The sequence below is a fragment of the Rummeliibacillus suwonensis genome (genome assembly GCF_007896435.1).
Taxonomy (GTDB): domain Bacteria; phylum Bacillota; class Bacilli; order Bacillales_A; family Planococcaceae; genus Rummeliibacillus; species Rummeliibacillus suwonensis.
On record NZ_VCBL01000001.1, the window covers coordinates 1,606,264 to 1,626,718 of the forward strand.

Below are 20,455 nucleotides of genomic sequence, written 5' to 3' on the forward strand. Positions count from 1 at the left end.
CTTGTTATTCACCCCCTTTCGTTGCATCTACAGTTTGATAGTTTTTAGTAATAACATACTTATCCAATTCAGGATCATCTGCACGTTCATCACCAAATTTTTCACGTACTTCATTTCGTGTATAAGCTCCACTTGCTACTAACTTATCTACTGCTTCTGCATTTTCAATAACATTCGAAATTTGAATACCTCTAATTTCAATTTTGTAACCATCTTGTATTTCCGACTTTTCAAATATTTTGGCATTCAATTCATCTTCAATTTTCTTCAATAATGGATTAATACAAAACTTAATATATGCTTTCATTGATTTGTCTAAATCAGCCATTTCACCATGTACTAAAGCTGTTGGAATGCCTAATATTTTAGCTACATCATCTGTAAGCGCCCGTTTGAGTTTGTTACCCTCTTCAATTGATAAGTTTGAGGTAGTTCCATCTGAGATTTCGCTGTATTTCATACCCTTTAGTTGTGGTACTATTGCCAGGGTTTTATTAGCAAACGCATTAAACAATTTATCAATGTAACCTTGTAATTTATTGTTGTTATCATCACTAAATGATTGTGCAGATTCGACATCTACAACACCTCTTATTTGATGCGCTCGTTTAGTTGCATCTATAACATTTGCAAATACATCAGCATAATCACTAAATAATCCATCCATAAACTTAGTCAGTTTTGTGTTGTTATATGTAAGATAAATCACTTGATCCATATTAAATTTTCTATTAAATGTGTAATTTTTATATGTAACATTACTAAAAATATCAGGAAATAACGCATACTCCTCACGATAAAATGAATCAGCAATTAATAGATTATCGTTAATATTAACAATCAATACCTCGTTATTGTTTATTAATTTATATATGAGTGACTGCCAAAAATCTGAAGCCGATTGATCCGTATTAGGACGCACATTTAGTAAGTAATCCCAATCATTCTTGATACGTTTATTGTCTTTAGAGAAACGCACATCATTAGCAGAAATTGTACGTGCAATAAAGTTAATACATGTCTCTAAAGCTAGTTCTTTTAGATATACTCGTTGAGATGATTCATAGTAAAACTCAAAGTCATATGATGATGCAATCTCACTATTTCTTGTAAAAATATTATTTAAAAATCCGATTTTACTCACCTCCTTTTACGCAAATAAAAAAAGCCACATCATATTGTGACTAGAAATTTATACTATTTAAGAAATCTAAATTTGCTCCGATATCTATTTCTTCGATTTCATCCATTTTATATAAAGCCATTAAAAAAGCCTGGAAACCGTCTGTTTTCCGAGCCTTTTCTTCTTTCTTCATATAAGTTTTATTACCTCTTGCATCAGTTTTAACTAATGTATTGTTTGTAAACCACCTCATCAATGGATTATTTCCATATACTACATTATTGTTACCAAATGCAGTTTCTACAATAGGGGCTATCTTGCTATGTACACCACTAGGATTTCGTATAAATTCATATTCATATCCATTTTCCTCAAGTAATGGCTTCAACAAATCCATTCTAAATCCATCCGCTACAACTTTATGTATACCGTAAACTTCTCTTTTATCATTGAACCAGTCAATTAAATGTTGTGGATCAATAGTAGGCTCATCAACAATTGTTAATAATCCGTCTATCTCCCATTTTTTAATAGGTGCTTTAATTTTGACTTGCTCTAACAATTCTTTACGAACCCAAGTATGCGTGATCCAGTAATATTTACCATAAACTTTAAACAAACAACCTGCTGAAGCAAAATCTCGAATTGAAGCATAGTCGAATGAAGCTATACATGTTTTACCTTTTAAATCAGGATAAGGTTGATTAGTAGCTAATAGTTGTTCACGACTTGCTACATCTTTCTCTGGATCAACTTCAGGTAAATTCATTCGTTTAGTCATAAATTCTAATCTACCTTTTGGTAAGTCATTATATTCATTTGACACTGTTTCATATAGTGTTTTAGCATAATCTGACATAGGATTACAAAACATAGGATTAGCTAGTTGCCAATTTGATTTATCGTGTATTTGCTCAGCATCATCTAATTTACAAATAAAAATGAACATATTATTTGTTTCGTTTATTGTACCATTCAACACATCGTTAGCTATATCTTTCATTTCATCTAAAAATCCTTCACGAACATAACCATCGGTGCTAATCATGAAACTTCTCGATTGAGGAACTTTTCCTAGTCCACTGTTCATTACTCGTACAACACCATCATCTTTATAACCGTGTATTTCATCATAGACTATACAACCATCACGTCTTGAGTCTTTTGTCTTAGCACTACTTGTCAAAAACTCAATTGTACTATTTGTTTTTCTTGCTCGTATATGTGATTTTCTATTTTCAAACGCTTTTTTTAATGGAGCGTTTTCTTCGATAATGTTATAGATTTCAGTAAAACTCGTTTTCGCCTGTTTTTCAGAGTTAGCAATAATCGGAATATCATAACCTTTTATTCCATGTAGTTCACTTGTTAAAAAAGTTACTATTCCACTTATTAAACCGTTCTTACCTGCTCCACGTCCCATCATTATGAAGAATTTACGATAAAATCTCACACCATCATCTTTAAATAGAAAGATAAACGCAATAATAAACTTTTGAAATGGTAACAGTTTAAAGAACCATTTTTCAATAAAACGTACACATTTATCAATTAAATCTTCATCAAAATACAAGTCATCTCGTAAAAATACATAATTTTCCAAATGTTCTATGAATTGAATTCTTTCTTTATTAAGTTTTATTTCACTATTTTTATATTGTTCTATGTATTCTGTTACGTATTTGTTAATGATCATAGTAGATCACTTTCCAAATACTCTTCTGCTTCTTCTTGTTTTTCTTCCGGTAATAAATCGACTAACTGTTTGATTACTCGTTGATAAGCTTGATCTCTACTATTGTATTGCTTAGCGATTGGTCTTTCTCTTTCGTAAGCATCTAGCTTTTCAGATTGGCTAAATAACTCATAATCTCCATGTTCGCTTATGTCTATCCACATTTCATCTAATAATACTCTCAAACGTGAAGCCTGTATAATTAAACCTTCTACTAATTTACGTTTATTCTCTGTGATATCGACAAAAATCTTATCAAGCCGCTTCTTTTCTTTTTTAACTAATTTATTTCGCTCAACTAATTTTGTATGATCTGTCACCTCATTCACCTCATTTTTAAATTAATTTGTATATATATGGTAGGGTTGTACGTGTGATAATCAAAAATTTAAACAGTCAAGTCCCTATACCGTTTCCTACTATTATATAAATTGTCTGATTATTTTAGGCGGGGGTATATTATTGTCTAAACTTCTACCACCATTCATCGTTCCATTTACTTTTCTTCTTCTCTTTCCCGCCAAAACGATTGTGCTTTTTGTTGTGGCATTTGATATGTTTTTTGCAAGCAAAAAGTGCAGAAAATTGCAGAGAAATTTACATAGGCTTGCAGCTTTTCTTTTACATTAAATCCCAGTATCCGTTTTTACGGAGGATAAGGCATTTTTCAACCGGTAACTTTCCCCTGTGAACGCTATGACATGCGCGTGGTGAACTAGTCTGTCCACAAGGGCGGAAGTTAGACGGTTATCCCCAAAAACCCGATTCCACTGACCAAACTCCAAATTGGAGGTTACAATCACACTTTTATGCTCGTAACAGTCTGCAATAATGTGAAACAATAATTCCGATCCTTGCTTTTGAAAAGGAACGTATCCCAATTCATCCAGTATAAGCAAATCGCACTTCTCAATCTGTCGTTTTAATCTCTGCAAGGTGCCTTCTTTCATCGCTTCTTCTAATTGTCCCACCAAATCAGCCACCCTAAAGAAACGGACCTCAAATCCCAGTTCACATGCCTTCACACCTAAAGCCGTTCCTAGATGAGTTTTCCCAGTGCCTGGCGTTCCTAAAAGTAGAAGATTCTGTTTTTTCTTTATAAAACGGAGGTCACAGATTTCCTCTTTCGAGGTTGTTGCTGGTAAGTGCAGCTGGTCGGACCATTCATAATCCCTAAGCCATTTAAGCTCTCTAAATTTAGCCTTTTTTATCAGTCTAGCGATTTTGGTGGTTTGTCTGGAATTGACTTCAATCGATAGAATATCACGTAAAAACTGTTCTTTGCTTTCAAAAGGTATCTCCTCAAATTTCTCGATAATATGGGCAAGGTGGAGTGTTTTACAAATGGCCTTTAAATCGTTCATCAGGAAACACCTCCTTCCAAGGAAGGACAAAGTTTTTTATCATAAGTGTGCAAATCTGTTTCGTAGTTAAGCAAAATCTCAGGTGTGTGTACTTCGGTTAATTTTTCTGGATAAGCAGCCTCCTTAGCTTCTAGGATATACCCCAGTTCATGTGGAGCTCTTTCAAGCCGTTCTTCTGTTTCCAGAGAGGAGTGAATATCATCTAGTGTATGCTTCTCTAATAGTTTCTTTATACCTTTAACCCTTGCTCGGGTTTCTTCCGGGTGTATCGTCAGATACGCTTGAACCCTCTCAGGCAAATATTTAAAGAATCGTGAATACTTGACAGACCGAGGCTTCTTCTCCCAATCTATTAAAATATCATTCCATGGTATCGCTCTTGTTGTATTCATATAAGGGCGGTCTTCCTGGTAAACAATTTCTCCGCCATTCGTAAAACAGGTGAATCGATCCCATTCCATTTTGAGGACCAATCCTTGTTTCATTTTCGCTTTGTGGATAACAATTTTTTCACCGTCAACTTCAATTTCCCCATATTTATTAACCTTTGTGGATTTTACAGAATAAATCGGAAGATCCGTTAAAGGCAAGGCTTTCAAATGTTTTTTATCCTCTTTCCACAACTCATCAATCAACACATTTTTTTCATAGTGGAGGCGTTGCCGATCCTTTTCCATTCCCTCCTTCAACCAGTCCGCTAATTGTGGAAAACTCTTCATTATCGGTGCTGTTGTAAATAGATTATTCCTTGTATAACCAACCTTCTTTTCCACATTTCCTTTCTCATGCCCGCTTGACGGATTACATGGCTGCACTTCAAAACCATAATGGCACTTGAATCTCAAAAATGCGTCAGTGTAGGTCCGTTTGTCCCCTTTGCCAATTGAAATTACTGCCGCAGACAAGTTATCAATACGTAGATAGGTTGGGACCCCTCCAGCCTGGTGAAACAACTCCTTTAGCCCTTCAAGGAAACACTCCGTATTTTCGCTTGGAAGAGGGTAGCTAAATCCAGCATTACTATGTGGAAAACTCAAGATTAGGGCTTTGACATCTTTATACGCTCCGTCTTTTACCACAGTCATGTTTCCGAAGTCCACTTGTGCTTCACCCGGAGGGTGTTCTAAACGCTCATGTCTTTCAACCTTGGCTGCTTTGAGTTGGGGCTTTCGGTGTTGGATATATTCGCATACGGTCCGATACGAACCTTTAAAATCATGGTTGTTTCTAAGTTCTTCATGGATCTTCTTGCTAGTTCTTCGGTCTTTTCTCTTGAGTTTCATGTCCTCCTCAAGCCAACAGTCAACAATTTCTCCGAACCCCTCCTCATACATCATTCCTCTTTTAGTGAACTTGAGTGTTTCTTGAAAACTTTCTCCATCTGCGTATTTTTTAACAGTCCTCCAATTACAACCAGTTTTTCTTGCAATCTCGTTTATAGATAAATCTTCTTCTTCTCTTAAATGTTTGATATAATTTACTTCAGGCATCGCTAGCATCCTTTCATGTCCTCCTACTGTTGTGGTCTCTCAATCAATACAGTAGGGAATTATTATGGGGCTGGCAAGCCTTTTTTTATGCAGTTGAGTTCTGCACAAATTTCTCGCAAACCTCTGTACTTTTATTTTGCAATAAACAATTTGATACACAATGTTTCAAGGTTGTCCATATGTAATGCTAATTTAGGATGATGTTCTAAGTCTTTGATATGGTTTACATCTAAACTCTTATGCTTATCTTGATTATGTTTGTCAGTAAAACATCGACCATTTCTTTTACATTCCTGGCATTCATAGTTATCACGCTCTAAAGCTTGCTGTCTAACACGTTCCCATTCTTTACTACGATAAAACTTATAACGTTCTTCCTTGCTCATCATAATCTACTCATCACTATCTAACTCATCAACTCTATTATTAAACTCATGTTTAGTTCGCACTAGATGTTTTTTATCATCAGCTATATCCAATGTATTAATGTCTATAAAGTATCCTGAATTATGATTTACTTTAGTCAACCATTTAAATGTAATATCAGTTATACCAGTTTTATAGTAATAACTATTATTAATACCATCCATTGTGATCACTGGAACTGAGTTCTCATCTTTAATATGTATAGTCAATGGGAATTTAATTTGCTTATTAACCTTAATTTCCGGATTATTATTACCAGATTTACACAAGAAAGCATTGTCTTCCACATCTTGTATCCATTCCCGTTCCAAAACATTTAACCTATCTCTTAATCCAACTATCTCATTAGTGATATCTTCAGCTTTTTTAAACTCTCTATCATTAACTAATATGATTCGGTTGTTATATAACTTATTAATAGTGTCATGAAACTCTTGTATATCTTTATATTTAACCATACGCTTCATTCAATCATCTCCATTTATTTAAATTTGTGCATAATAAAAAGCACCTCAATTGAGATGCCTACTGAATAAAGCATTATCTATAATATCTGTAGACTTCTTCAGCAATATCATTTGCAAAACGGTCAGATATTTCTCTGTCCATTTTATGTAGAGCTTGTGCTAGATTAACTATTAATTGTGGTCTGTCTTCAATGTTAGTTAATGTCATTAAAGTTGCTAATGATACTATTAATTCTTTGTAATCAATTTCATTTTGACTATAAATCACTGTATAACTATCGCTATCAAGAAAATCACCTATAAATATTTGGTATCTAAAAGGATGATTTTCTGTATCACTTTTTAATAAGCTTTTAGCTAAATCCAGCAAATACTCAATAGAATAATTTGAATACTCTTTTTTAAAATTATACACAGTTTCTTTTCCACCGTGTTCCATCAAGATATCTTCCCAAATCAGTGTTAGTTTTCTATTATCCAAATTCATCATTATCCATCCCTTCAACACTAATCATAATGCATAAGCGAATAATTGTATTTAATAGAAATATAATGAAAATAATAACTATAGCATGTAAAGTACTATTTATATTTCCATACTACTTTTTGGAATCTATCACGTTCAGTATGATTTTTTCTAAGAATTTTTAAGAATTCATCCTTTGAAGGTCTGTCAATAATATCGGAAACATCATTCGAAGTCCACTTTCTATTCCCTATCCGATACCCTTCTTCATTTAATCTATTCGCAACTTCTACAACTCTTCCGCAGTGAGCATAATATTTAATTGCCTTTTGTTCAGGAGTATCTTCAGGATATAACTCAGCAGTTTTCACAAATCTTTCAATTTTTTGAATTGCTTCTTTTAAGATATCAATATCCTTTATTGCATTTTCTACTGTGTATTTCAAAATCCCACTCCATTCTACATTTTTATAGATATTTTACTCATCTCTCTTCAATAATCATAATATAAAAGGAAATGTATGTAAATATATAAAGGATTTGATCTATTAATGTCGAATTACATATTTAAAGGAGGTGGTTTTATGGCAAATAATTTCCTAAAACCTGGCGATAAAACTCCAGAGTCTGGACAATATGGCTTATTTGGTTCAAGAGGTGGTTCAAAAGGAGTTGAAATAACCAGTGTTAAAAACAAACCTCTACCACCTACACCAGAACCTGGTATGCAATACAAACTATTAGATAAAACTAAACATAAGAAAAAGTAATAATAGAGACTACCTTATTTTATTGTAGGGTAGTCTTAAAACTTTTATAAATATATCTTTGCAGTCTCAATAAATATGATTTAATTTTCTTAATTTATATTAATAATAAAATATTCCTTGCGATGGATCAGCTACAATACAAAAAGAATCATTTTCTCCATATCTTTGTTCGAATTCTGAAGCTTTTTTTAGATAGTTAAAAAGCTCTGATGTTAGTTGTATTTCATCAGAATTGTAATAAAATGTTATACCATTAAATGAAATTAGTGAATCTGTTTCATCTTTAGATAGCTTACTCACAAGAATATCATCATTATCACATTTTGAATGTACTATTACTGTTTCATCATCTTCATACCTAATTCTTGTTCTATCAACTACAATGCTACTCATTATGTATTCTCCGTTCTATAATTTTCTAAATATGTATACTTGCTATGTATTAGTTATATAAAATATTTTTTAATGTTTGAGGACTTAAATTGTATTTATTAATCATAGCCTTGAAACCATGAATCTTATCTCTAGGAATATAATTCTCCTTTATGTATTCTTTTTGCTCATTTGTTAATCTTATAACTCGTTTTCGCTGAATCTTATTTCTACGGCAATTTTCTGCATGTGTTAGGTATCTTAAGTTATCTATGCAGTTATTTTGACGATTGAGATCAATGTGATCCACTTCTAATTTTTCCATATTATCAACTGGCTTAAATATCATCATAACTAATCTATGCACTTGGAAATGTTTTACTTTTCCTTTATGAATCGAATCCTTATCGCTATAGATTCCTATTTGACAGTAACCGTCACGATCTATTTTTTGGCTTCGGATAGTCAACTTTCCATTTTTGATACTTATAACTGTCCCATTTGCACTAATCCAATATCTACTAAAATTAGGTATCTGTCTAAATAACTCAACTCGTCCATCTGGTAGTTGTATTACTTCTTCATTCATATCAATCTTAACTTTATTAATTAATTCGTTCATTTATATCCATCCCATTCATTTTTAATTCGAACGGATTCCATCCCTTAAATAGTTGTCACCTCACAACTTGTAGACAAAATAAAAAGACTCTTCCCAAAACAGGAAAAGCCTTTAATATGTATGTATTTAGTTATTACTATATGTACTATGCTAATTTCTTTTTCACTTGTGCCAACTTTCCTCTAGTTTGATTATGTTTTACACTTTTAATATCTAATTCAATTGTTTTAACGCATTCACTCATCAATGATTTTAATTCAAATTTATATTGACTTCTATAATAATGTTCTCTTTCTTTTGCAATCTTTAAAATTACATTCATAATTTTAATCTTACTATCAGCAACTGATAGCTTCTTATCACTACGTCTTGTTTTACTAGTTCTTTCATACTCTAATCTAGTTTTATTTTGTACATGCCATTCAATACATTTTTGATACTCTTCTGCAAAGAACTCAGCACCAATTTTAGAAAATGTAACATCAAGCATATTGTAGTTGTATGATTTTTGTTCAATTGTAGCTTCTTCAGATACGTACAATCCATTCTTGCGTATTTCAGGTAAAACCTCGCTAGTTACCCATCTTTTAAATTGTTTTGCGGTATCTAATTTTGATCCAAATATCAGGCTATATAACCCTGATTCGTTGATTATAACTGCTTTCGATTTGTAATTTGAACCAGTCCCCTGAATCAGGGTAGTGGTTTTATCTTCAATATCAACATGTGTTGCAATAGCATTTTCTGGTTTAACATAACCTAAAATTGTTGCAACATCTTTCCCTACAAAATACGCTTCGTCATCAACTAATACTGTTCTTACTTTTTGATTTAAATACTCAAATACTTTTACTTGTTTCATGTTAAAATCCATCCTTTATTTTATGATTTTTTTGATTGAGTAAGCACGAGAGTCATCTTCCACTTTTTCAAGCGACAACCCTCATCTTACTTCTCTCAACTCTGCTCAGCTCAGCTCAACTAAAAATAAAGAAAGGCAAAATTGGTAAACCTTTAAGCCAATACGATCATGTCATATCGGGTAATGTCAGTCATCTCACACTAACTAATTTCACTGTTAATCATCTTCTCGCCAAGGATCATTTTTAGATGCCACAGGTAATCCATCATTATTTCTTACTGTGTTCTTTTCAGCTATTTCATGTAATTTACTTCTATTGCGTTTTACTACATCTTTTAATATTCTAACCATCTCCTTTTTAATTTTAACGGATTAAATCCCTAGTTGAGTGCCACATCACACCCTGATAAAGCTATTTATTCTCTAATTCAGCAATTGCACTTTTCAATTTTTCGATGTTTGATCGACTCATTTCGCAATTGTTGTTTAGATACTGACTTAGTAAACTCGTTGATATGCCGATTTCTTTTGCAATTTGTTTTGAGGTCACTCCAGCTTTCTTAAATTTTAAAAACACTAATAGTTTTTCTTCATCTGACACTTTTATTCACCATCTTTCTGTTAAAATTTTAATTAATACATAGTTCTAATTGCTTATATTAGTATTCAGTGTTGATTTGTATTTTAATTTATAGTATGTTTTAAATAGATAATTTTAAAGTAATTTAATTTTAAAAAATAATAATGTAGATTGACAGAACAGCAGTCCGTTTTAAAGACTGCTCTCTATCATCACATACACATAATAATAAAAGGAGAAATTAATAATGAACACTAGTAAGATATAAATAAGTTTAGTTTAAAAAATATTTATACCTTTACCATATTATCCACTTTCACCTTGCCCCTCAAAACTTCGATAAACATTGGAGTTAGGTAGTCATGATTTTGAAAGATGTATTACTTTTTTGCAGATTTTTGTGTAAAGCAACTCATAAATGCATCATGTTTTGTATTATATAATGTGTTAAATAGTTTAATTAGACTATTGCATTTTCCACCTTCAACTGAATGGTTAACAATTGCGTACACGGTTTTGTTATTCATTTTTCGTTTTCCAATCGCTTCGTTCAGTTCTTCTGTGACATCTGCTAATAGTCTATATTTTTCTTCCGTTTTGTCGTCATCATCTTCGAGATTACTGTATTTTGCATTGATACTTTTTACTTTATTAACATAGTCATTTACAAATTGAATTGTAATTTCTTCTTGTTTTTGATTGTAACCTCTAAATTTGACATCATTTAATAATAATTCAACCTCAACATTTTTATGTCTGTCTGCATATTCTTTTTTAATAACCAATTGTAGATAATCCATCGGTGTTTCATATTTCGCATTGCCCCATTTTGTATTATTGTTACTATTGTTATTACTTTTTTTCTCAATCGTTTTAAAGAACAAAGGTTTAGCAACCAACTCTTCATTTTTATCATTAACAACTGGCATGTACTCAACAAGTTCCTTCTTAATACGCTCAATCTCATCTTTTAGATTAACTTTGTAGAATCTCTTGGCCATATCTATCGCTAACATGCTAGCTATTGTAACAACATCCGTATATTTTAATATTTTTTGTAAAGTAGCATCATCTTTATTTTTCGATTTTAGATTCCCGTATATACTTTGTGCTAATTGTCCGAGGTTAACTATTTCGCCTATAATTTTCGTACTCTCGCTCAATTTGTTATCTATCTTACAAGCATCTTTATTAGTTAAACGATATTTAACACTTTTCTCTGGTTCGATACCGTTCACAACTACATTACATTTTCCGTACACTTTATCTACTAACTCGAGTAGCAATTTATTGTTACTTACATAAATTTGATCAGAATCAAAGTCACATCCTGAAAGACGATCCATTATTGGTGTACACACACTATTGATTACGATTATGTTATTACTCAATTCAAAATATGTATTAATTTCTTTATTATATGTATTTGTAAATCTAGCATAATTTGAACTAGCAGTATGGGGATGACGTGCCCCAACTAACTCCTCATTCCAATCAAATAATTTACAGTAAACTTGATTGTCATGTAATGCTAATGATTTTACATTTTCAGTGTCATATCGACCAATTGCACGGTAAAGGTATTCTATTGGATTACTTAATAATACGCAGTTATCACTCTTAGCTATGCGAAGATGCCCCTTCTTAACGTGCTTGATGTAGTTTCGGATTACATCTTTTCTGAAATCACGAAACATTTTTGTTCCTTCAAAATCATTATTTAATTGATATAACTCGTACATCATCTTATTACTATTTACCGCATTAGCTGTTTTAAGTATATGTTCTGCAAATATTTCATCATTATTTTTAAGTTGTTCTATGTATTTGATTTCAAAATCGGCTAATTGCTTAACATTATCAAATTTAGCTGGTAACGTATTTAGTAGTTGATAGCTCGTTTGTTGTAATACTTCTCCTTGTTCGTTTGTACCCTGTTTTGATGTCTTTTCGTGTTTAACTACGCCAAATTTACAACCATCTTTTTCAATAAACTTTTTCCAATGATCATACATTTTCTTTTTACCGCCAACATAATCAGCAAATTTTAATGCTTTTAAGGAGTTTGGAGTTGTAATGAGATGTACGTCTTTCGCATATATAAGATCTCCAAACATGTCCTTGATTTGCCATTCTTCGAATTTAATGTTAGCTGGATGCTTATCTTTTAAAAATTGTTGAACATTTGTAGCAAACGCAGCCGATTTGTACATATGATTTCTTAGAAGCATCATAGATTGTCCATCTTTGAAGTAACTAGCTTTTAATAATGATTGACCATCCCAAATATCGTTTTTAATTTTATGATCATCAACAGTTGTACTATCTAATTTTGTGATTTTTTTACCTTCATTATCTATGTATGTGACTGGTTTGACAACATTAACAGTATCTCTAAACACGCTCTTAACATCATCAATTAATAAGATATTTTCTGATTTAATAGTAAGCGTATCCTCAATGCTCGAACTAATCAATGACTCATAACTCATGAGTGCTGGTAAGTCAATTTCATTGGCCTGTTGCATTTGTTTGTTCAATCCTAATCGTGACCAGTTGATCATCGTATCATGCAGTGATTTCTTTATAAACAAACATTTTCCTGTACGACTTTTAGCACTTGATCTTTTATAAAATACGTACTCGATAGTTTCTTCTGATTCAATTTCAGATTTTCCATCTTTAGTTTTCTTCCATTTTGGAAAAGTTAATTTAAAGCCTTCTGTATACAGTTTTTCACGCAATTTACTTCGATTTAAACCTTTCCATTTCGGATTCCTTTTATTTCCTTTCAACTCAGATTCAATTAGTTGTATATAGTTGTTTTTATTCTCAATATCCTTAGTTAAACTTTTATATTCTTGTTTGTCTATGTATTCACCATTTTCATCAACTAGTTTAGATTGTTCTTCTTTTATTTCATCAATTTTTTTGGTTAGTTTAGTAATCAAATTTCTCCCACTGATAACCTTTTGACTAAACTCAACATTGATAATATCATTTGTATATAACTTAGATTGTTCTTTCTCTTTTTTAGTACGAGTTTTATTTTTCGTAAAAGCATCAAAATCTTTAAGCGATAACATTTTTTCAAGCTCTAAACTATAAGGCAGTGCCCCTTTGTACTCTTCAAAATTTCTAATTCGTCTACATCTCACATTATTACTGTAAATATCACTAGCTTCGATTGATTTAATATAGATTGATTTGTTCATATTATGTATAATTCTCTCCATTTCAATTTTATTTTTCGATTATGATATGTAATAAATTGGTACTAATTATTATGTGATATGTACATCAAGTTGGATAATCTGAATAAGTTACGTTTTGACGATATATATAATATAGTTATATAACTGTAATAATTGTTAAATTTTAATACTATTAACTACTAGACTTCTACATATTATATAAATATTAATGGCTTATATTAATATGTATCGCCAATTTATAACTTATTCGGTTTTCTAATTTAAAATGGCAACTTTTCAAGTGGAATATCAATCTTCCCACCGAATAAGTTTTCAAATTTCTCATCTCTCATTTTGTAATACTCGCTACTTCTTATTACTTTTAATTTTTGGTATGTTTGTGGTTCTACTAAAAATTTATCAAATTCATTAACGATATATGTATTAGACTTTCTTTCCTCTGGCTGTGTCGCCAAACAAAAATATTCCATATTATGTATAGTTTCAATCATCTTATGTTTATTTAATTGGTCGAGATAACGTTCTAGTGTTTTCTTCGACACCCCTGTATCTTTTACCATTTGACGAATTGATATATCCCAACCTCCTAAAAATTTATCGTTCATCATTTTTATGTACGAATAAAGATAGAAAGCTGTACAGCCTAGTTTGTCATTCTGCATGGAGAATATGAAAACTTCAAATGGTACGCAATGGGTATTCATTATGTTATAAAACGTGCCTTCCTCATCTATATTACCTTCATCATCATATTCCCTTACAAATGCTTTAACAGGATATTTAATACTGTATTTTCTACTCAAATGTTTTTTTATATCTTGTTGAGTGAACCCATCCATGTCACTAAGCATAATAAATTTTAAACCTTCAAATTTATCTAATTCCCACATAACTGGAAAGTCTTTGACAGTTTGTGTATATCCAATTTGATCAAGTACGCCGTTCTTTTTTAAAATGTAATCAATAGTTTTTTGGTCTGGATGATAGCCCAATATTTCTTTAATTTGCTTATTGTTAATCCTAGTTTCATAATATTTTGTATATCTGTAAAGCCAATTAATTAAGTAGTAATAACTATAAGCAAACGGAATATGTACAGGTTTAATATCACTTTGTTTTAAATCTTCAAATATTTCATTTGGCATAAATACTTTTGATTCCATCTCGTTATATCGCAATAATTCTTTAATATCATTCAATAATTATTCTTCCTTTCTATTTATTACTTTTTGAACAATTTACTAGTAGCTTTGCCTATTGCTCGGTTGTATAATCGTTTACCAATTGTCCCCTTTTTTATTGCATTAATATTACCTAAAAATTTTGCAAAAGCATAAAGAAAACTCCTTAATCCGTTCATATTATTTATATTCCTTTCTATATTTAATTTTTATTTAACGCTATAAGCATGATTGATAAGCGACAATACAAATTTTACTCATCAACCACACTATAACGCCTTATATGTACAACTGTGATGCTTTAAAGCTTATGATATGTGTGTTATTTGATTAGTTTTAATTTAATTTTGATTTGTAATAGCGATCATATAATTCTTCCATCAATTCATTAGCAAACTCATTTTCTTTTTTATCTTCGATTTCCTCGATTGATTGGAATAGAAAATGGAATATATCCTCGTTTGAGAAATCTTTAATTTCTACTGGTTCAAGTTTATTAGCTTCGTTGATGATAAATTCCTGTTGAGTTTCAATATCTCTAACTTTCCATACTCGTCCTACATCAACTGTTGTGCCACCAAAAGTAACTGTGTTAATATTGTTAGCTAATGCATATGTGATTGTGTCAGCTACATATTGTGATGTGATATTACCACTGCATTCGGTATCTAATACAAATGTCTGACCGTCTCCTCCTAAAATAATGTACGCAATACCTCTTACTTCTTGTGTGTTTGCCATTGTTAAATCTCTCCATTTCTATGTATTTTTTATTTTGGGATGGTTGATCCCAGTAGCCACTTAAAACTTTTAAATAGCTAATGCAATCAATCAACTTTTATAGATATTAGAGATGCAATTAAGCATCTCTAATTCTATGATCAAAAGAAATTTCATTAAATCTATTGACATTTGATTAAAAATAGTGTATAATTCTAATAAGTTAATAGTTATTAAAGGCACTGGTATGTCTATAAGTTAGAAATAGATTCACATTTAATATTATCAGCTTTATTTTTATTTGTCAATAGATTATTTTAAATATTTTTATTTATATTAAATTGACTGAATATTTAATATAAATATATCTTTTAATATGTTATGTTTCGTAACATATCTTAGTTAAAAGTATCAAAATCAAAACTAATACTAGCGTGCATCACTTCAAATTCGTAACTTTCTCCGTCTTTTCCACACTCTTTTATTTCAATCTGTTTAAAATTAAGCATATGTGACTGTAATCTATAACCTACTTCCATTGCCGCTTCTTCTTCTGTTTTTGCATCTAGGTCAATGCTAAATACTATGCTTATGACTTGTCGATCCTCATAATTATAAAAATCACAATTTAATACTTCAGCAATGTATTCGTAAGAATGAACTGTAGGAATCATGAAATCTTCTACTTCATGAAGGATACTATCTAAAAATAACCACTCATTCTTTTTGACTGTTAATTTTAATTCTCCACCTACGTAATGCTCTCTCAAAATTGGGAGTTCTGGGACATTATTCAAAAATTCTTCTGTGTTCATTGTGTTCATTTTACATTTCTCCTTTTTTGTTTAGATATATTACTTCCATTTATCAATAAGTGATTTTATATCATTTAACTTTTCATCAAAGTCATCTGATGCGAAGTTTATCATAGATCCTCTTAAATTTGTTTTTACTTTCTCAAGCAAATTGTACATTTCAATATGTCTTTTAATTATTTTTATATTCAATTCAAAAGTTGGAATGACTAAGCTACTACCTTGCTCAATAGCGTTATTTAAGCACGCTTGATTAAAAATCAATTCAATCTCAGCTCTCTCTAATTCCCCTATCTCTTTTTCTTCTAATAAAAATAATTTTTCATCTGGAATCTGAAATAGTCTTGCAATCTCTAATTTGTATTTTTTAGGAAAATTTCTACTTCCATTTTTCCAGCCAGTTGGCGCAGATTTTTTTATACCTAAATGATTGCATAATTCCGTCAATGTTATTTTGTTTATCCTACAAAAATAATCCAATCCATGCATTTTATCAGCCCCTAATGATTATAGTAATCATTTTCATAAAAGTATTCAATTAAATATAATATATCAATAAGATTACAGTAATCATTATAATAATGCAAGTATTTCTTTTAAATCATATCGAAACCACTTGCAATGTGATTTGTTCCACGATTATTTAAGTTGATTAATTGTGGATAACTGTAAATCTAATGCTTGTAATGCGTATGCTGATACATGATTAATCTTGTAATAGCCACTTTCGCTATTGTAGTAGCAATCAAATAACGATTGATCAAGATGTTTTGTTGCATAGTTATACTCACTAGCATAGATAAATATAAATTTAGAACACTCATCGATATTACTGATTACCAATTTATTTACATCAAATAACATTAGTCTTTCCATTAATCCTTTTATAAAATCTAGTGATGTTATCTTAGTTAATTCTTCCAATTCAAGATGGTCATCTTTAAAATATTGGTTGTTAAACGATGGATCATATGTTATTAAATTTTTCATTTACTCACCTCTAAAATTAGAATATTGTAATAGATGCAAGTGTAATCATGATAGCATAAAACGAATAAAACCAAATTTGATCTGAAATAGAATACAAATCGAGATATTGGTTGATAGACTTAATTAGCTGCATTGATTCAACTCCTTTTAATTACCATTTAAGTATTACATTTTAAGTATTACTTTATTTGTAATATTAATATATTACATTTCAAGTAATACGTCAAGTGTTTACTTAAATTTTTATGAAAGATATAATAAAATAAATTAATGTTATAAAAGGAGTTGATAATAGTTGTGATTGAGACAACGTTACAAAACACATTAGATGAGTTAGGGATCACTCGTAATAAGTTATCAGTCGAATCAAAAGTAAGAGCTGCAACATTACAGTCATTAGTAGATAAAAAAGCATCATCACTTAAATTTGATACATTAAATGCTCTATTAGATACGATTAATGACTTAGCTAAACAGAAAGGAATTGATAAAATTTACGAGATAAACGACATCATCACTTATCAATACAAAAAAGAGTAAGGATTCGTTCCCTACTCTTTAATATTGGAGGTATGTATATATGGCTAGTATCACAAAACGTGGTAACACCTGGCAATACTCTGTTAGTAATTATGTTGATGGAAAAAATAAGCCGATTCGAAAAGGCGGATTCTTATCGAAAAACGAAGCTATTTATGCAGCGGCAGAAATTGAAGCGCAAAAAGCAAAAGGAAAAATTAAAACAACCAGCGAGAAACCTTTTGCATTATATTTTGAAAAATGGATTAAAACGTATAAGAGTAACGTACATCCAAATACGAAACTTCGATATAAAAACAGCTTGAAATGGATTAAAGAATACTTCAAAAATAAACCTTTGAATGAATTGACTTCTTTTGATTATCAAGAATTTCTAAACTGGTTTGGAAAAAATAGAAGTCGAGCGAGTGTTGAAAAAATAGATAGTCATGCGGGGGCATGTATCAGACACGCTTTTAACGTTGGGGATATTAAATATAACATTACGTTTAATCGGCAAATAAGCGCTACAAATGATGGGAAAAAGGCACATGACAAATATTTAGATTTTGATGATAGTCAGAAATTGTACGAACATTTATTACAACATCTTGAGGATTCACAATTTAATTATTTATTTTTATTAGCACTAGTGAGTGGTACAAGATTTCAAGAATTGGTTGGATTGACCTGGAAGGATTTGGATTTTGAAAGTAATACAATTGATATTAATAAAGCATGGGATCATCAAAAACAAACAGGATTCACGAAAACAAAAAATGAGCAATCTGTACGCAAATTAACTATTGATCCTGCTGTAATGCAAGAATTTAAGTTAATTTGTCCAGACACTCATTTGGATAGTCGAATATTTAAATCAACGTATAACCCATCAAAATCACTAACTAACAATGGCGCTAATTCAGCGTTAGAAAAGATTCTAAGAGAATTAGGAATTAAAATAATAACTGTACATGGGTTGCGTCACACTCATGCTAGCGTCTTGTTGTATAACGGAGCTAACATTCACTACATCTCAGAGAGATTAGGTCACAGAGATCTCCAAACAACCATGAATACGTACAGTCACGTAATTAAAGAGCTTAAAGAGCGTGACGATAGTGTTGCTACTGGAATTTATCATAATCAGAATGTGTAACATTTATGTGTAACCCTATGTATAATGTGTAACATTTTGTGTAACACAGTCCAAATAATTAGATAAGTTCACATTTTTTATTTTTTAACGTTTCACCTTACAAATGCTTATATATCAGCATCTATAAGGAATCAAAAAATTTTTAAAAAAACTTGCTTTTGCTACAATATGCCGACTAAGAGAATCGAACTCTTATCAATGGATTACGAGACCACCGTTCTACCATTAAACTAAATCGGCAATAATGAATGTGTTCCTTGTTAAGAACAGATATTATTGTAGCACGTATTACTAGGATTTTCAATAAAAAATTTTATCAATATATTAAAATATTCGTTAATCATTATGCATGCGTTGATTTTCTTAGTTTATAACGAAGTTGTTTTAGTTGGAAGAAGATAAAACAACCAATGCAAAATCCTAAAATAGCGATACCAGAAGCCGCTGCAACCATTATTGTAAAGATATAGCCCATCACTGGTTTATCTAATTCAAATCCAATAAATCCTAGAAGTAAACATGTGATCGCAATACATGAATTAAATTTTTGCTGTACAACATCTTCAGGGATATATTCAGAAGGTTTTTTCTTTAAAAATAAACGAGCTAATTTCATAAATGGGTTAAAATTAAAGAATAACCCCATCAGATTAGCGATTAGTGGGATCAATAAAATAAGTGGTTGTTGAAATACCCACGTAGCAATTGTACTTAATAAAATAATCCATTGATTCACACGAACCAAAGGTCTTGGAATAAATAAAGGTTTTTCTGCCATAAAAACCAACCTTTCATATATGATTAATTAAATATTACTCCATTATAAGAAAAAACAAAAGAACTTTGTTTCAAAAATTTAAAGTTTACTAGTTGAATCATTTCATCATGTAAAGTTTCACTTTATCTAAAAGTATCAACTTTGCAGAAAATAGGTTATGATATTAAAAAAGAGCCTATGAAAGGGGGCCCAATATGAAAAACTGGAAACTATTCTGTTCCATTTGTTTAACAGCTTCTTTACTTTTTGCTTGTGGAAATCCTACAGAGAAAAATTCAGAAGAACACAAAAAAACGGAAGCTTTTACAACAGAGAAACCATCTTCCAATGACAGTTCGAAAGATACATCTTCTAACAAACAAAATGAAGAAACAACAAGTATAACTGGTCAGAAAATGACGGATGTTGAGCAGCAAAAGTTGTCTGATTTTGTCGCAAAATATCCTGTCGAATATGCAAAAGCAATTGAAACGGGCGACTTTACACCTTTAGCAAATGAATATATTATGCATGATACAAAATTATATGAAAATCTTTTAAAGGAAATCGATGAAAAACATAAAGCCCAAACAACAGAAGAAGTAAACAAACTAACAATTTCTAACATCAATCGAAAGTCGGACACAGACTTTACCGTTGATACAAAAGAGATAATTGAAGAAACCAAAAATGGGAAAAAGAATACGATCGAACGTCATCGTCAATATTCTCTTTACTATGACTATGTTGAAGGTGATGTTGACAATAGTTTCTTCAAAATATCCGATATCAAAGAATTAAATGAATAACCAATAGATTGTC

At 30.8% G+C, this 20,455-nt stretch carries 25 protein-coding genes and 1 tRNA gene; 4 read left to right on the top strand and 22 right to left on the bottom strand.

Going from position 1 to position 20,455, the window contains the following annotated elements:
- Window positions 1–4 precede the first annotated feature (4 nt).
- The 9 genes from FEU33_RS07455 to FEU33_RS07495 all read right to left on the bottom strand — a co-directional run bounded on the left by FEU33_RS07455 (window position 5) and on the right by FEU33_RS07495 (window position 7,517).
- Window positions 5–1,144 carry a phage portal protein gene (locus FEU33_RS07455; RefSeq protein WP_342355262.1) on the bottom strand — a complete coding sequence of 380 codons (1,140 nt, stop codon included), beginning with the start codon at window positions 1,142–1,144 and terminating at the stop codon, window positions 5–7.
- A gap of 40 nt (window positions 1,145–1,184) precedes the next feature.
- On the bottom strand, window positions 1,185–2,819 hold the full coding sequence (locus tag FEU33_RS07460; RefSeq protein WP_146548772.1) for a terminase large subunit domain-containing protein: 1,635 nt from the start codon (window positions 2,817–2,819) through the stop codon (window positions 1,185–1,187).
- A complete protein-coding gene (locus tag FEU33_RS07465) occupies window positions 2,816–3,178 on the bottom strand; it encodes a hypothetical protein (RefSeq protein WP_146548773.1) in 363 nt (120 codons plus the stop codon). The genes FEU33_RS07460 and FEU33_RS07465 overlap by 4 nt, the downstream gene beginning before the upstream one ends.
- A 306-nt stretch (window positions 3,179–3,484) precedes the next feature.
- Entirely contained in the window at window positions 3,485–4,222 is a 738-nt protein-coding gene (gene istB / locus FEU33_RS07470; RefSeq protein ID WP_425328582.1) for an IS21-like element helper ATPase IstB, read from the bottom strand.
- On the bottom strand, window positions 4,222–5,721 hold the full coding sequence (gene istA, locus FEU33_RS07475; protein ID WP_146548774.1) for an IS21 family transposase: 1,500 nt from the start codon (window positions 5,719–5,721) through the stop codon (window positions 4,222–4,224). Before istA ends, istB begins: the two co-directional genes overlap by 1 nt.
- Window positions 5,722–5,843: 122 nt before the next feature.
- On the bottom strand, window positions 5,844–6,101 hold the full coding sequence (locus tag FEU33_RS07480) for an HNH endonuclease (RefSeq protein ID WP_342355263.1): 258 nt from the start codon (window positions 6,099–6,101) through the stop codon (window positions 5,844–5,846).
- 3 nt (window positions 6,102–6,104) lie between these two features.
- Window positions 6,105–6,605: a hypothetical protein gene (locus tag FEU33_RS07485; RefSeq protein WP_146548776.1), complete on the bottom strand. Its 501-nt coding sequence runs from the start codon at window positions 6,603–6,605 to the stop codon at window positions 6,105–6,107.
- A gap of 73 nt (window positions 6,606–6,678) precedes the next feature.
- A complete protein-coding gene (locus FEU33_RS07490) occupies window positions 6,679–7,092 on the bottom strand; it encodes a hypothetical protein (protein WP_146548777.1) in 414 nt (137 codons plus the stop codon).
- Window positions 7,093–7,187: 95 nt separating this feature from the next.
- Window positions 7,188–7,517 carry a hypothetical protein gene (locus FEU33_RS07495; protein WP_146548778.1) on the bottom strand — a complete coding sequence of 110 codons (330 nt, stop codon included), beginning with the start codon at window positions 7,515–7,517 and terminating at the stop codon, window positions 7,188–7,190.
- 138 nt (window positions 7,518–7,655) lie between these two features.
- Here FEU33_RS07495 and FEU33_RS07500 point away from each other — a divergent pair, with 138 nt between their 5' ends.
- Entirely contained in the window at window positions 7,656–7,841 is a 186-nt protein-coding gene (locus FEU33_RS07500; RefSeq protein ID WP_146548779.1) for a hypothetical protein, read from the top strand.
- A gap of 99 nt (window positions 7,842–7,940) precedes the next feature.
- Here the strand turns inward: FEU33_RS07500 and FEU33_RS07505 are convergent, their stop codons facing one another.
- The 11 genes from FEU33_RS07505 to FEU33_RS18760 form a co-directional block, all read right to left on the bottom strand.
- Entirely contained in the window at window positions 7,941–8,234 is a 294-nt protein-coding gene (locus FEU33_RS07505) for a hypothetical protein (RefSeq protein WP_146548780.1), read from the bottom strand.
- A gap of 49 nt (window positions 8,235–8,283) precedes the next feature.
- Window positions 8,284–8,835 carry an HNH endonuclease gene (locus tag FEU33_RS07510; protein ID WP_146548781.1) on the bottom strand — a complete coding sequence of 184 codons (552 nt, stop codon included), beginning with the start codon at window positions 8,833–8,835 and terminating at the stop codon, window positions 8,284–8,286.
- 145 nt (window positions 8,836–8,980) lie between these two features.
- On the bottom strand, window positions 8,981–9,697 hold the full coding sequence (locus FEU33_RS07515) for a BRO-N domain-containing protein (RefSeq protein WP_146548782.1): 717 nt from the start codon (window positions 9,695–9,697) through the stop codon (window positions 8,981–8,983).
- Between the two features lie 412 nt (window positions 9,698–10,109).
- The gene (locus tag FEU33_RS07520) at window positions 10,110–10,298 is read right to left on the bottom strand and encodes a helix-turn-helix domain-containing protein (RefSeq protein ID WP_186731350.1); all 189 of its coding nucleotides are present in this window, start codon (window positions 10,296–10,298) and stop codon (window positions 10,110–10,112) included.
- A gap of 359 nt (window positions 10,299–10,657) precedes the next feature.
- Entirely contained in the window at window positions 10,658–13,492 is a 2,835-nt protein-coding gene (locus FEU33_RS07525; RefSeq protein WP_146548784.1) for a hypothetical protein, read from the bottom strand.
- Between the two features lie 260 nt (window positions 13,493–13,752).
- The gene (locus FEU33_RS07530) at window positions 13,753–14,691 is read right to left on the bottom strand and encodes a hypothetical protein (RefSeq protein ID WP_146548785.1); all 939 of its coding nucleotides are present in this window, start codon (window positions 14,689–14,691) and stop codon (window positions 13,753–13,755) included.
- Between the two features lie 318 nt (window positions 14,692–15,009).
- Window positions 15,010–15,414, bottom strand: a complete 405-nt coding sequence (locus tag FEU33_RS07535) for a hypothetical protein (RefSeq protein ID WP_146548786.1) — start codon at window positions 15,412–15,414, stop codon at window positions 15,010–15,012.
- 377 nt (window positions 15,415–15,791) lie between these two features.
- Complete coding sequence (locus FEU33_RS07540) at window positions 15,792–16,217, bottom strand: hypothetical protein (protein ID WP_146548787.1); 426 nt, start codon at window positions 16,215–16,217, stop codon at window positions 15,792–15,794.
- 30 nt (window positions 16,218–16,247) lie between these two features.
- A complete protein-coding gene (locus tag FEU33_RS07545) occupies window positions 16,248–16,697 on the bottom strand; it encodes a hypothetical protein (RefSeq protein ID WP_146548788.1) in 450 nt (149 codons plus the stop codon).
- Between the two features lie 150 nt (window positions 16,698–16,847).
- Window positions 16,848–17,198, bottom strand: coding sequence for a hypothetical protein (locus FEU33_RS07550; RefSeq protein WP_146548789.1), 351 nt, complete (start codon window positions 17,196–17,198; stop codon window positions 16,848–16,850).
- A 16-nt stretch (window positions 17,199–17,214) separates the two neighbouring features.
- Window positions 17,215–17,331, bottom strand: a complete 117-nt coding sequence (locus FEU33_RS18760) for a DUF3961 domain-containing protein (RefSeq protein ID WP_186731351.1) — start codon at window positions 17,329–17,331, stop codon at window positions 17,215–17,217.
- Between the two features lie 164 nt (window positions 17,332–17,495).
- Between FEU33_RS18760 and FEU33_RS07555 the strand changes: the two genes are divergently transcribed.
- Window positions 17,496–17,738 carry a helix-turn-helix domain-containing protein gene (locus FEU33_RS07555; protein ID WP_244950992.1) on the top strand — a complete coding sequence of 81 codons (243 nt, stop codon included), beginning with the start codon at window positions 17,496–17,498 and terminating at the stop codon, window positions 17,736–17,738.
- Window positions 17,739–17,778: 40 nt separating this feature from the next.
- A complete protein-coding gene (locus tag FEU33_RS07560) occupies window positions 17,779–18,876 on the top strand; it encodes a site-specific integrase (RefSeq protein WP_146548790.1) in 1,098 nt (365 codons plus the stop codon).
- Window positions 18,877–19,045: 169 nt separating this feature from the next.
- On the opposite strand, the gene FEU33_RS07565 is transcribed toward FEU33_RS07560, so the two are convergent.
- Window positions 19,046–19,116, bottom strand: a tRNA-Thr gene (locus FEU33_RS07565).
- Between the two features lie 103 nt (window positions 19,117–19,219).
- A complete protein-coding gene (locus tag FEU33_RS07570) occupies window positions 19,220–19,654 on the bottom strand; it encodes a DUF4395 domain-containing protein (RefSeq protein ID WP_146548791.1) in 435 nt (144 codons plus the stop codon).
- 194 nt (window positions 19,655–19,848) lie between these two features.
- Between FEU33_RS07570 and FEU33_RS07575 the strand changes: the two genes are divergently transcribed.
- Complete coding sequence (locus tag FEU33_RS07575) at window positions 19,849–20,442, top strand: TcaA NTF2-like domain-containing protein (RefSeq protein WP_146548792.1); 594 nt, start codon at window positions 19,849–19,851, stop codon at window positions 20,440–20,442.
- Window positions 20,443–20,455: the final 13 nt, after the last annotated feature.

What these genes read in the sequence shown, in the direction of transcription:
- FEU33_RS07525 (WP_146548784.1), bottom strand. Translation starts at nt 13,492, where the DNA reads ATGAACAAATCAATCTATATTAAATCAATCGAAGCTAGTGATATTTAC.
- istA (WP_146548774.1), bottom strand. Translation starts at nt 5,721, where the DNA reads ATGCTAGCGATGCCTGAAGTAAATTATATCAAACATTTAAGAGAAGAA.
- FEU33_RS07535 (WP_146548786.1), bottom strand. Translation starts at nt 15,414, where the DNA reads ATGGCAAACACACAAGAAGTAAGAGGTATTGCGTACATTATTTTAGGA.
- FEU33_RS07460 (WP_146548772.1), bottom strand. Translation starts at nt 2,819, where the DNA reads ATGATCATTAACAAATACGTAACAGAATACATAGAACAATATAAAAAT.
- FEU33_RS07515 (WP_146548782.1), bottom strand. Translation starts at nt 9,697, where the DNA reads ATGAAACAAGTAAAAGTATTTGAGTATTTAAATCAAAAAGTAAGAACA.
- FEU33_RS07540 (WP_146548787.1), bottom strand. Translation starts at nt 16,217, where the DNA reads ATGAACACAATGAACACAGAAGAATTTTTGAATAATGTCCCAGAACTC.
- FEU33_RS07550 (WP_146548789.1), bottom strand. Translation starts at nt 17,198, where the DNA reads ATGAAAAATTTAATAACATATGATCCATCGTTTAACAACCAATATTTT.
- FEU33_RS07480 (WP_342355263.1), bottom strand. Translation starts at nt 6,101, where the DNA reads ATGATGAGCAAGGAAGAACGTTATAAGTTTTATCGTAGTAAAGAATGG.
- FEU33_RS07575 (WP_146548792.1), top strand. Translation starts at nt 19,849, where the DNA reads ATGAAAAACTGGAAACTATTCTGTTCCATTTGTTTAACAGCTTCTTTA.
- FEU33_RS07500 (WP_146548779.1), top strand. Translation starts at nt 7,656, where the DNA reads ATGGCAAATAATTTCCTAAAACCTGGCGATAAAACTCCAGAGTCTGGA.
- FEU33_RS18760 (WP_186731351.1), bottom strand. Translation starts at nt 17,331, where the DNA reads ATGCAGCTAATTAAGTCTATCAACCAATATCTCGATTTGTATTCTATT.
- FEU33_RS07560 (WP_146548790.1), top strand. Translation starts at nt 17,779, where the DNA reads ATGGCTAGTATCACAAAACGTGGTAACACCTGGCAATACTCTGTTAGT.
- FEU33_RS07490 (WP_146548777.1), bottom strand. Translation starts at nt 7,092, where the DNA reads ATGAATTTGGATAATAGAAAACTAACACTGATTTGGGAAGATATCTTG.
- FEU33_RS07545 (WP_146548788.1), bottom strand. Translation starts at nt 16,697, where the DNA reads ATGCATGGATTGGATTATTTTTGTAGGATAAACAAAATAACATTGACG.
- FEU33_RS07505 (WP_146548780.1), bottom strand. Translation starts at nt 8,234, where the DNA reads ATGAGTAGCATTGTAGTTGATAGAACAAGAATTAGGTATGAAGATGAT.
- FEU33_RS07570 (WP_146548791.1), bottom strand. Translation starts at nt 19,654, where the DNA reads ATGGCAGAAAAACCTTTATTTATTCCAAGACCTTTGGTTCGTGTGAAT.
- FEU33_RS07510 (WP_146548781.1), bottom strand. Translation starts at nt 8,835, where the DNA reads ATGAACGAATTAATTAATAAAGTTAAGATTGATATGAATGAAGAAGTA.
- FEU33_RS07485 (WP_146548776.1), bottom strand. Translation starts at nt 6,605, where the DNA reads ATGAAGCGTATGGTTAAATATAAAGATATACAAGAGTTTCATGACACT.
- istB (WP_425328582.1), bottom strand. Translation starts at nt 4,222, where the DNA reads ATGAACGATTTAAAGGCCATTTGTAAAACACTCCACCTTGCCCATATT.